At 40.1% G+C, this 12,272-nt stretch carries 10 protein-coding genes and 1 pseudogene; 5 read left to right on the top strand and 6 right to left on the bottom strand.

Annotated features, from left to right (window positions below):
• Nucleotides 1-266: 266 nt before the first annotated feature.
• From argF to K8S13_RS15190, 3 genes and pseudogenes are all read right to left on the bottom strand, one after another.
• A pseudogene (gene argF, locus K8S13_RS15200) lies at nt 267-1,268 on the bottom strand (ornithine carbamoyltransferase).
• Between the two features lie 80 nt (nt 1,269-1,348).
• Nucleotides 1,349-2,320, bottom strand: coding sequence for a carbamate kinase (gene arcC / locus K8S13_RS15195; RefSeq protein ID WP_291463760.1), 972 nt, complete (start codon nt 2,318-2,320; stop codon nt 1,349-1,351).
• Between the two features lie 116 nt (nt 2,321-2,436).
• Nucleotides 2,437-3,234 (bottom strand): TrmB family transcriptional regulator, encoded by a 798-nt coding sequence (locus K8S13_RS15190; protein WP_291463758.1) that lies wholly within the window; start codon nt 3,232-3,234, stop codon nt 2,437-2,439.
• 221 nt (nt 3,235-3,455) lie between these two features.
• Here K8S13_RS15190 and pyrB point away from each other — a divergent pair, with 221 nt between their 5' ends.
• A complete protein-coding gene (gene pyrB / locus K8S13_RS15185) occupies nt 3,456-4,409 on the top strand; it encodes an aspartate carbamoyltransferase (RefSeq protein WP_291463756.1) in 954 nt (317 codons plus the stop codon).
• Nucleotides 4,410-4,437: 28 nt separating this feature from the next.
• Here pyrB and K8S13_RS15180 read toward each other — a convergent pair whose 3' ends face one another.
• From K8S13_RS15180 to K8S13_RS15170, 3 genes are all read right to left on the bottom strand, one after another.
• Entirely contained in the window at nt 4,438-5,562 is a 1,125-nt protein-coding gene (locus K8S13_RS15180) for an MBL fold metallo-hydrolase (RefSeq protein ID WP_291463754.1), read from the bottom strand.
• A 101-nt stretch (nt 5,563-5,663) separates the two neighbouring features.
• Nucleotides 5,664-5,849 (bottom strand): hypothetical protein, encoded by a 186-nt coding sequence (locus K8S13_RS15175; RefSeq protein WP_291463752.1) that lies wholly within the window; start codon nt 5,847-5,849, stop codon nt 5,664-5,666.
• 93 nt (nt 5,850-5,942) lie between these two features.
• Nucleotides 5,943-6,644: a zinc-binding dehydrogenase gene (locus K8S13_RS15170; protein WP_291463750.1), complete on the bottom strand. Its 702-nt coding sequence runs from the start codon at nt 6,642-6,644 to the stop codon at nt 5,943-5,945.
• A 550-nt stretch (nt 6,645-7,194) separates the two neighbouring features.
• On the opposite strand from K8S13_RS15170, the gene K8S13_RS15165 reads away from it, so the two are divergent.
• The 4 genes from K8S13_RS15165 to K8S13_RS15150 form a co-directional block, all read left to right on the top strand.
• The gene (locus tag K8S13_RS15165; protein WP_291463748.1) at nt 7,195-9,423 is read left to right on the top strand and encodes a hypothetical protein; all 2,229 of its coding nucleotides are present in this window, start codon (nt 7,195-7,197) and stop codon (nt 9,421-9,423) included.
• A gap of 11 nt (nt 9,424-9,434) precedes the next feature.
• Nucleotides 9,435-10,241 carry a tetratricopeptide repeat protein gene (locus tag K8S13_RS15160; RefSeq protein WP_291463746.1) on the top strand — a complete coding sequence of 269 codons (807 nt, stop codon included), beginning with the start codon at nt 9,435-9,437 and terminating at the stop codon, nt 10,239-10,241.
• 200 nt (nt 10,242-10,441) lie between these two features.
• The gene (locus K8S13_RS15155) at nt 10,442-10,774 is read left to right on the top strand and encodes a hypothetical protein (protein WP_291463744.1); all 333 of its coding nucleotides are present in this window, start codon (nt 10,442-10,444) and stop codon (nt 10,772-10,774) included.
• Nucleotides 10,775-10,816: 42 nt separating this feature from the next.
• The coding region (locus tag K8S13_RS15150) for a VWA domain-containing protein (RefSeq protein WP_291463742.1) at nt 10,817-12,272 on the top strand (1,456 nt) is incomplete at its 3' end.

The raw sequence follows: 12,272 nt of genomic DNA, 5'->3' as shown, positions 1-12,272 counted from the left end.
CAGCTCCACCGGATATTTCCGGCCATCGATATCCGGAATCTGAGCAGCAGTGAATGCCACCACTTTGTAGTTTTTATTGTCCCGGTAAAAGGTGTTAAAATTATGAAAATCTCTACCAGCCGCACCTAAAATCAATACATTTCTTCTAATTCTTTTATCCATTATATCCTCCGTTTTATATAGGCTCAAAGAATACTTCCACACCGGAAGGACCTGTGGTCTATTCAACCGCTTTGGGGTTGACCTTTGAGCATGTAATTAACATTTTATCTTCCCAGTGTTGCGACCATAACAGCTTTGATGGTATGCAGTCTGTTTTCTGCTTCATCAAATACAATTGATGCACTTGATTCAAAAACTTCATCAGTTACTTCCAGTGCATCCAAACCATATTTTTGATAAGTATCTTCACCTATCGTCGTTTTTCTGTCATGAAAAGCCGGCAGACAATGCATAAATTTAATATTTTTATTGCCGGTGTAATCCATTACTTTCTGATTCACCTGATAAGGAGTTAAAAGTTTAATTCTTTCATCCCAGGCCTCTTTTGCCTCTCCCATGGAAACCCAGACATCCGTATAAATGAAATCGACACCTTTGACAGCTTTTTCGATATTCTCGGTCAGCGTGATCTTTGCACCTGTTTCTTCTGCAATTTTCCGGCATTCCTCTACAAGCGTTTTGTCGGGAAGACATTGTTTGGGAGCAGCGGCTCTGAAATCCATCCCCATTTTAGCCGCTCCCACCATGAGAGAATTTCCCATATTGTTTTTAGCATCTCCCATGTAACAAAATGATATGTCATTGAGCGATTTGTCGGAATGCTCAATCATTGTTAAAAAGTCCGCCAGAATCTGTGTTGGATGGTACTCATTTGTCAGACCATTCCACACAGGAACACCAGCGTATTTCCCTAATTCTTCAATAGTTTTTTGAGCAAATCCACGGTATTGGATTCCATCATACATCCTTCCCAATACCCTGGCAGTATCTTTCATAGACTCTTTATGGCCGATTTGAGATCCGGATGGCCCAAGATATGTAACATGTGCCCCCTGATCAAAAGCGGCTACTTCAAATGCACATCTTGTGCGAGTGGATGATTTTTCAAAAATCTAAGCAATGTTTTTACCCGTCAGGCGAGGTTGTTCTATTCCGCAATATTTTGCTTTTTTCAGATCAAAGGAAAGATCCAATAAAAACTTGATTTCCTTTGGTGTAAAATCTAACAATTTTAAAAAATTTCTATTTGTTAAATTAAAAGCCATAAGATATCTCCTGTTTAAATGTGTTATGTTTTAAATTAAAGTAGTGAGAAATAAATTATCAGTTTCGCTTTTCTGCTTTGTCAACACTCATTATCATATTTCAGTGTGATTTTTGAGCCGTATTTTTTATCGGAAAGCTTGGTCGCTTCAGTAATGATACTCTTATCTCCACCCTGGTTTATAAAATTTAATGCCGCTCTTATCTTGGGTGCCATGCTTCCTTCCGTAAAGACACCATTTTTAAGATATTTTTCAGTGTCATTTTTGTCCAGGAACTCAAGAATTTGCTGGTCAGGCTGACCATAATTTAAATAAATATAGGGAACATCTGTTAAGATATAAAATTCATCCGCTCCAATTCCGGCAGCCAGCAATGAGGAAGCAAGATCTTTATCAATCACAGCTTCAGATGGCCGGATATCTCCTTTTTTATCAATGTATACAGGGATACCGCCGCCACCCACTGCGATGACGATATTGCCTTGTTTTGCCAGGGACTCAATAATAGTCTCATTAATGATCTCTATCGGTTTTGGTGAGGGAACAACCCTTCGCCATCCATCCTCCATTTTTTTTTCTTCTTTAAAGGCCCATTTTTTTTCTTTTGACAGCAAATCAGCCTGTTCCCTGTTATATATCTTACCAACTCTTTTAGTCGGATTTGAAAAACCAGCATCATTTTTATCAATCACCACCTGGGTGACCAGACAAACCACTTCCCGTTTAATGCCATGCTTTTTCATAACATTTCTTAACATTCGTTCAATCATATATCCGATGCCACCCTGGGAATCCGCAACACATACATCAAGTGGCATTTGAGGAATATTATATGTTTGCTCTCCGGCATCATTTCTCATCAAAATATTGCCGACCTGAGGGCCGTTACCATGAGTTATAACAAGATCATAGCCTTCTTTTATCAGATAAACCAAACTTTCGATTGTTTCCAAGGTATTTTGCTCTTGTTCTTCAATGGTACCTATTTGAGTTCCCCTTAATAGAGCATTCCCACCCAGTGCAATCACTGCAAGTTTTTTTTGATTTTTCATAACTATCACTAATTATTTAAAATTATTTAACACTACTGGAGTAGTAACTCATGATCTTTTTTATGTCAAGCACAATTAATTATATTTTTAATACGAGTAAAGCCAGCCATAAATTTTTAGTGATCATATTTTTTCCGAAGTTTTTCCAGATTACGACCAAAAGTTTTATCAATTTCGTTCCCAAATTTTTTACCAATCTCTGCAATGAAAAAATCGTGGATCAGATACCCTTCTATGGATTCTACCAAGCCTTTATTCCTTGTCCAGACAGCCTGGCAGGCTCTGGAGCCTCCAAGATTGCCCGTTATACAGACTTTTGAATCAATAACAAGATCCAGAGTAGGGTCATTTGCTTTTACATTCCCAATATTCACTATACTATGGTAAAAAACATTCCCAAAATTCAATTCCATGTCGCCATAAATCAATACATAGACTTTTACACCTTCATTGTGGCGTTTTTGCAGGATATCTTTAAAAATCCTAAGCTCTTCATCCCACAACCCGATATAGATCTCTTCTTCAGCAGATTCAATTAGTTCAAAACAAAGTTCAATAGCCTCTTTTTTCCCGGAAAGATTCCATACCGGATCAAAGTCAGATTCGAAATTAATGGAGTCAAGTTGTGTTTGAAGCTCTCCTGTCAGTCTTGCATTGTCCCGTTTAAGGCTATTGATCAGCTCCTCCGGTGATATCGGAGAATATTGTTCAGGATTGGTGCCTTGAGAAATCGCATATCCTTTTTTGATTAACCTTCTTGTAATATCATAAACCCTTGAATGCGGGACGTTCGAATCCTTTGATATCTTATAAGCACTGGATGGATGATGCCGTAATAAAGACAAATAAACTTTCCCTTCATATTCAGTGAACCCAAGTGCTTTAAAATTATTCAAGATTGTTACTAAATCCATAATTGACCGTCTTTAATTGTTAAAATTATAATTGCTGATCAAAATTCTATTTACAGGATAATAATATAAATCAAATTTTTTTGCTATACAATATCAATTGTTTATGATAGCCAAAGGCGCAAGTTTAATTGTGAATGGATTTAAACTAAAAATATACCATAATCGTATTGTCCTCAAGTTCATAGGGGAAAAGTGATACAGACCAATGCAAGGAGGGTAAGATGACAAAATTTGATTTGAAACATGTTTATGAATCTCAGCAATTTGATCCAAAGCTGCTGGATATCATTTTTAATGTCGCAGATGAAATGAGAAATGATCTGTCAGCGAAACAAAGACGGTATGCTGATGTCCTGAAAGGTAAAATCATGGCATCTCTTTTTTATGAACCCTCAACCCGTACTCGTTTTTCATTTGAGAGTGCCATGGCAAGACTTGGCGGCAGTATTCTTACAACAGAAAATGCAAAAGAGTTTTCCAGTGCTGCAAAGGGTGAAACTCTTTATGACTCAATAAGTGTTATGTGCGGTTATGCAGATTTGATTGTCATGCGCCACAATGAACCGGGCAGCGCAAAAATGGCTGTAGAAGTTTCTAATGTCCCTGTCATCAATGCGGGAGATGGTTCGGGTCAGCATCCGACCCAGGCACTGCTGGATCTTTATACAATTAAAGATAATTTTTCAACCATTGACGGACTTACGATAGCCATGGTTGGTGATTTAAAATACGGGCGTACCGTTAGATCCCTTTCTTATTTACTGAGCAAATACGATAATATTAAAATTTACTATGTTTCACCGATAGTTTGTAAAATGGATGAGGATATCAAAGAGTATCTCACGACAAATAAGGTTGAGTGGGAGGAAGTCAGTTCACTTGAAAAAGTGCTGCCACTGCTGGACTGTGTGTATATGACACGTATTCAAAAAGAACGTTTTCATAATCTGGAAGACTATGAAAATGCATCAGGTAAATATATTCTTGGGATGGAAGAAATTAAGCTGATGAAACAAAAGAGTATCATCATGCATCCTCTGCCACGTGTTGATGAGATATCTCAGGAAGTGGACAAGGATCCCAGAGCTCAATATTTCAATCAGGCTAAAAACGGTCTGTATGTCCGAATGGCTTTGTTGTACTTGCTTTTAGGAGATGATATCCGTATTGAATAATTCGCCATTATAGATAAATTCTCTCCGATTATTTTATGGGTGAACCAATGGGAAGGATTTCACCGATATCCATTATTTTGAATCGGGAAGGATCAAGGAGATTTTTTTGTATATGGCGGCTCAGGTCAATTCCCGGAAACCCAGCAGGTTCGCTGCCCAGATGAAAAGTGCCCCACTGGGTCGGGATAAAATAGCGGGCACCGAGATCCTCAAAACCTTTGACCGCTTCTTTAATATTCATATGCTGGGAATGCATGAACCATCTGGGGTGGTATGCGGTGGTCGCCATAAAGGCATAGTCAATTCCTGGATATTTTTTGCCAATTTCCCTGAAGCCCTTGAAATATCCTGAATCACCGCCAAAATAAAGCGTCATAGAGGGTGTTACAAGAAGATATGATGCCCAAAGCGACCGGTTTCTTCCCTGGCTGATCCTCAAGGACCAGCGCTGGGCCGGAAGGCAGATTAGTTTTGAATCGTTTCCAATTTCAAACTCTTCCCACCAGTCCATCTCATGCACATTATTCTTATTCATGTCCAGGACAGATTCCTTGAGGCCTTTTGGCACGAAGACGGTTGAATGTTGCGGCAATTGTTTCATGCTGGGTCGGTCCAGGTGATCATAATGATTGTGGGAGATCACAATATTGACATCATTGACAATATTATTGAACTCTCTCAGATTTAGTGCCGGTGACGTCCGTCTTGCCGGCAGTAAGGCCCGTTTGGAAAAAATAGGGTCTGTCAACCAGTATACATCGCCAATCCGGATTAAAAAGGTGTTGTGCCCAATCCAGAGAATAAAATCACCCTTGGTCTGTTGAAGCCTTTTTGCCGTATCAGGAATCACCAGGGGCAGAAATTCTTTTTCCTGGTTCGTGTAATCTGTTTTTGAAAACAGTTTCCATCCCAGTACATCCAGAAAATTTTTGTCCGCTATCTCTATCCATGGGACGAAAAATTCTCTATCCTTATAATGGGGGGCATACAGGTCTTGTGTTTTAGTTTCTTCTACCTGCTGAGCCCATTGGATTTCTGAAAATCCTTTTTTATCCTTGGATGAGCAGGAAGATATAGTCGGTATGAACAACAGTAGTGACAGTGACGGTAGCGCTATATAGATCAAAAAGCAAATGGAGTTGAACGGTTTCATGATAGGGTTACAACAAACATCCCGGTTTCTTATTCATTTGGGCCGGAAAGGATTGGCTCAAGGGTAAAAAATCGGGATGTTATTTAATAATAAGTTTAAAATTATGTGCCTGCATCATACGTACAAGTGGTGAAATCTATTTCCTCACCGCATTTATCGCATTTATGGGTTTTTTCAAATTCATCCGAGAAAATTTCCTTTGGCGCATTGCATTTAGGGCAATTGCAGATAAAGGATTTTAAATTCTGAAATTGTTCAAAACCTGGGCAATGTTGTGGGGTTGTCATAATAGCCTCCTTTTTTTTAAATTAATGGTTGGAATGAGAAGCTCATTAAAATTAAAGGTTAATTTGGCAGCATTGTCAAGATAAAACAAATATTTAGTTTAGATTTACCAGAGTTCTGCCCCTTAGCTCTCCTTTTAATATGCACTCAATTTTATCACTTAATTGATCTATGAAAATTTCATCATAGATGTTTTCAAGCATGCCAAATCTCCAGTCTGTGGCCAGTTTTTCCCAGACCTTTGACCGAAATTCCATGGCACAATGCTGTGAATCGATTCCGAGAAGGGAGATGCCCCTTAATATGAAGGGAAATACATTAATGGGCAGATCTGCGGATGCTACATTGCCGCAGCAGGTTACGATTCCATCCTGTTTAGTTGATTTTATAGCTATTGCCAGAATATTTCCTCCCACCGTGTCAATGACGCCTGCCCATTGTTCTTTTAGAATGGGCGGTTTTGTGTTTTCAAGAAAATCATTCCTGGCAATGATGGTTTTGACGCCAAGATTATTCAGCAAGGTGGTATCTGCTTTCCCGGAGACAGCGGTTACACAATACCCAAGGTGAGACAATATTCCTGCCGCATCAATTCCGGGTGTATGCGGGTATTGTCTTGTGACACCACGGTTTCCTGTGGCAGATAGAGCATCCTTATAGTTTAAAGAAGAATACTTAACCCGAATGAGAACATCCCCTTTGGGCAGATCATCACTATAGACATCTTTAATTTGACGAATAAATTTATTTTTTTCAGGCTCTTCAACAATCAATGCTTTGTATAAAAAATTATCCATGCGCGGTATCCTTATGTTATTTTAGATTGCAGACAAAAATTCCTATTACCTTATTCTGCTTTAATTGGCTTTAGCTGACCAGTCACATATCTATGCAGGACACTTGAAATTAAAGTTTGATACGGCAATCCTTTTTGCATAGCTTTCATATCGCATATGTAATACTTTGTGTGCCTATTATCAATATAACAGGACAAACACTCCTCCCGGACTACGCCCTTATTTCTATTGACAAAATACATTCTACTATCCTAATATTTTATCATTATGACAATATTTGGGTGAAGTCCGAAGCTCAGAACCCTGATGATGATTCTAAAAAGGAAATCAGTGAACAGTCGTGACATAGTTTACTTAAATTATGATTGGTAAAATCAAATTATCATGCCTATTCTTTTTTTGTCTGTTATTCTTGACGACCCCTCTTGCCTCAGCACAAGTTAAGCCACGCTGTGATTATGATCAAGTTTTATTTTTTGACGAAGGAACCTGTTCATTTTCTTATTCAGCCAGGGGTAACAGCAGCGACAATTATAACATCACGATCAATATGGATGGTCTTCTCGTTTACGCTGATCTACATCTCTCATATCTATTAGATTCCAAAATTTATCCAGTAGATAACAGCTGTGACACATATTGGATCTATGCACAAAAGCTCAGCGTTAATTTCGGCGGGCATACAAAAGGGGAGAGCACCCATGACAGTTCTGATATATATAGAGAAGATACCTATATGGAATCCTGGTCTTTCTCCAGGAACTTTGCCCTGCCACTGCCTGATGAGAACTATAACCCCAACGAAATAAATACCTGGCGGTCACAAATTGATAAACAGCAAAAAGAGCAGGGGTGCAGTGCCCTGGTTGTTATCAGAGACCGCCGTTCGGTTGGTGGAGACGTTAAGGTTTTTCCGCATTTTACTATTTCCTCCGTGATCAATAAAAAGACCTTTAGGCTGACCGCTAAAGGCTATCAAAAACATACCGGCAATAAAATCGACCTTGACCGTAATGGAACCCAGGGATGTGGTTTTGGGTTTAACGGTGTTATCCTGGGTGTTAATTTTCATTCAGAAACATTGATGAAAATTGATGATTATGGATATAACCTACCGGACCCTGTTTTTTCTACTCAAAACTTTTCCTTAGAAGGATTTGGCTGCAGCGGTCAGGGTAATGGCACCTATACGCCAAAATATTACCTATCACAAGTTAACACCCCGTATACGACTGTTCACAGTGACAGCGAACATATAGTTTCCTGGTCATATAATCTATCCCTTGCCAAAGGTGTTAACGCCACAATAGAAACCGCCTCGGAAGACTGGCGGCCAAAGGGGGGCGACGAAAGCAATATCATTAGCATCAGGGCTTATATAGAAGAAAAAGAAGAAAAAGGAATCTTTAAGTTTATTCTTTCAGAAATAAGTAAAGAAAAGGGAATAGCTCTAAACAAAGGGGATGAAGATAGTCTTGATTTTGAATTTGAAAAAAATCAGGCTGGGTTCCGACAACCAATAGAGACGAGTGACGGCTGGGAGATTGAGTCCGAAAACAAACAAGTTGAAGCTAGCGTCTCTATTATGGCAAAAGATTACGGCGCCTGGGCAAAACTCAAAGCACAGATACAAGTTGCCGGTGTCTGGCACGATTGTAAAACCGATGAAGGCAAAACCTATGTCACTGTGCCATACGATAAGGACGAAGACCATATTGCCGATTTTTGGGAGAAAAAATACACTATTTATAGTGAACCGGCCAGTGCGGATAATGATAAAGAACCCAGGGATGTGGGTGACCCTGCAGAGCCCGGTGATGGTTTCTCCAACTACGAAGAATACCGGGGATTTTTTATTAATGACATTTGGAAAACGACTGATCCCACCCGTAAAGATATCTTTATCTATGATGAACTGGGGTTTGGTGTAGGATTGTTCACTGAACTGGATTTGACGGTTTCCTTGATCAATCAAAATGAATTTAATGATGACAAATTTGTGAATTTTAACCGGGGTTATGGGACGCTGGAATCTCAGAATGGGCAGAAAGGAATATACCTGCGAGGTGGTTTTGTTGAAGGCTCACTGGGCTTTGCTGAAGGTATCGGCTGCCCCAATGTTGTGGGAGATATCACCGTCGACTGTCTCACCATCTGGAAACATGCTGTTTTTGAGGTAATGGGGAAAAGCACGGACATGTATGAATACAGAGAAATTAAAGACGGAAATCTTTCTACCGCAAAGGGAAGCGTTGTCCAGGGATATGATACCTATTATGATGTAACAATAACCAATGCGCCCATTGAATATAATGCATCCATTGAAGCGGCTTTTCTAAAATTGCTAAACGAGACGATTGCCCATGAACTGGGCCATGGGGTTAACCTTACGCATCATGGAGAAGACCGTCAGGTTATAAAAGATAATTCCGATTTGGAAAATTATCTGGAAAATTATCGTAACAACGATCCAATGCTGGAATTTATCCCGGGAGATACGGCAGTAACCGGAGGGATCTGGTCTGGAGATGTAAGCTGCGTTATGCGGTATGGGCCTCCGTCCAACTATTTGGGCTGGGATAACAGGATATATGCCTACCCCGGCAATGAAGGAAATGCCAGTAGAAGCAGCTATTGCACTAGTAAAGAGGGTACTGGTATTAACGCACCGCCCCAAAGAACGGAAGGCGGAAAACCCTATCCCGTCGCCGGCAACGCCACACGGGGAGCCTGTAAAGCAATGGTAGACTTGAAAGGGACGCATTACGGCGGGAATTAGATAAGATGGCCATGAAAAAAAATATTGCAATACCACTGCTACTGATTTGTTTGATTGTAATCATTATGATTATGCTATTAAGATCCTGTAGTCAGATTACCAGAGAAACGACCCTTGTTCCTCCGGTCAATATTTCTCTTAGCCTCATTCCCGGAACACCAAAAGAAAAATCTCTTGTTGTCCTCCGACTCTTCAGCAGAAAACTACAGCAGGAGATGCTGGATGGCAGTCCCATATCCTCAATTCAAATAATAGCTGATGAAAACACCTGGACAGATAATATTACCTTTTCCCTTGCTAAAGGAAAAGATAAGACCACAGAAATAGATAAAAGCAGGATTACCTTGCTTCGAGCACAAAAGGATAAAAAGATAGCCTTCCATCCCCGGACCGTGTTTCAAATATTCTATGCGATTGAACCCAGTGCCTGTTTAATACCGGGCCAGGAATTATCAGCCAGGCTGAAATTAGACAAATACACTTTAAAATCTAATAAAGTCACTGTTCCACCTGTGCCGAAAAACAAACACGATCTCGCCTTGCGCAGAGCCCGCATCCATTCCCTCACTAATTCCGGCCACCTGATCACTGCAGCGGAAACACTTATCCAAGAGAAGTCGGAATCCCATCTTGGATATTGGTATCAGGGGATAGCCCTGGAAGACAATAGAAACTACCAGGGTGCTCTCAAGGCTTACAAAAAAGCTCTTCAATACTACCCGCAATCAACTGAAAGCAAACATTATGAACCACCCGTATATATTATCAGTAAAATCAGACGTCTGCAAAATACCAAAAAAAATGGAACAACTAATTAACCCGCTATTTGTTGATCAAGCATACTGATTTTATCGAAGTATATTCCAAAAAAGCTTTGCTAATATTTCATGGGTCAGCTGTGCTTTTTTATGCATCCCTTGACAAAGGCCGGTTTTGATGTTTTCATTATTAAAAAAATTGGCAGAATACAATTGTTTTTCTTATCATTATGTTTTTGTATCAAAAAAGGAATATAATCATGAATCTCAAAAAAAGTTTTATTGTATTTATTGTTATCATTTTCAGTTTCTTTTTTACATTCTCCTGTGCCCATTCCAGGCCTCCCAAACCCGGACCGAACTTTCAATGGATAAAACTTGTAAGAACCCCTAGTGGAAACATTATTCCGGGACACTGGATTTACCAGGGTCCTGTAAAACCTGGAAAGACATGGATACCGACTCATTTGAATAATTCGGGGAATGTGGTACCGGGACACTGGAAAAATATAAAACCTTTAAAAAAGAAAAATGCCTGGATTCCAGGCCATCATGGGCCCCGGGGACGCTGGATCCCGGGACACTGGAAATAAAGATAGAAGTGTAAATCATACTTTATAGGAGGAATTATCGTTTTGACATATATTCTGCGAATCATTATTGCGTTTGTTTTTTGCTTTGTAAGTATTTCAGCATCTATGATAACAAAAGCCTTTCCTTCAGAGTTATTGTTTATACTGGACTGTTCCGGCTCCATGTGGGGAAGGGTGGATGACCAGCCAAAGATCGTTATTGCAAAAGCGGTTCTAAAAGACCTGTTAAACGACGTACCTGATGAGATCAAAATAGGACTTCTTGCCTATGGTCACCGGGAAAAAGGAAATTGCAATGATATTGAACTTGTGTCTGAAATCGGTGCATCCCGGCAAGAATTGATTCAAAAGTTGTTAAACTTGAATGCTCGCGGGAAAACACCCATTGAAAAAATTTTACGACAGACCCCGGAGGTTTTTTCCGGAAAAGATACAAACAATGCTGTTATTTTGATCAGCGACGGAATAGAAACCTGCCAGGGCAATCCATGCGGCTATATCAAGACACTAAATGAAAAGGGAATAAATCTGACGATTCATGTCATAGGATTCCACGTAACCAGCAAGGCTGATGAACAGCTTAGGTGTATTGCCAAGGAAGGAAACGGCGGCTATTTTTTTGCCGGAAATACGAAAGAGCTTAAAAATGCCCTTCAAAGTTTAAAAGAAAGTATCGTGGACAAGAAGCTATTACCTGACCCTCCTGTAGTGGCAGAAGTGGAACAAAAAGAAACCAAATCTAAACGATTGAAACTGCCCGGGCCCGGCACTGTAATCTTAAAACCGGCATCTTGGGTCACCATGCCCCCCAAATACTGGTCCCTGGTGGATGCAGAAACCGGGGAACAAGCCACCCGGTCAAGTGCTGATTCCACGCGGGTAAAGCCAGGAGAGTATCAATTATCATGGCACCAGAATGAACATAAAAGTACAAATGTGATATTGACGGCTACTGTAACCGTGAAGAGCGGAGAAAAAGTAGAACTGCCTGTAGATACTGGTCTCCGCATTACCATACCCAAAGGGATTTCTCCTCCCAAATGGTGGGGCATAAATTACCCAGAAACCGATAATGTGATCGCCAGATTTTCCGGGCCCATGATTTCACAGGTTATTCCAGCTGGCCGTTATACCTTTTTGTGGCGTCAAAAAGAGCATGAAACTACAACTGTGAATCTGGGTATTCATGAACTAAAACCAGGGATACTCAATGATATCAAACTGGATATGGGGTTCTATATCCAAGCCGCTGATTTTTTATCCAAACCATTTTATTATGTGACCCTGGTAAATCAACAAAAAAAAATCATTGGGAAATGGAAAAATCTGACGGCACAACTGGCGCCCTCTGGTGAGTATACAGTTATCATAAGACCCACTGAGCATCATCATAATGAGATAGTCTGGTCTAAAATCACCATACCCGAACACGGATTCGTGGATGTGCCCATTGATTCGGGTATAAAATTTATTCATGATCAGGATGCAAAACCACCCT

This window comes from Desulfobacula sp., from assembly GCF_021107415.1.
The sequence above is the reverse complement of the archived record's forward strand: the minus strand, read 5'-3'. Positions and strand labels throughout refer to the sequence as shown.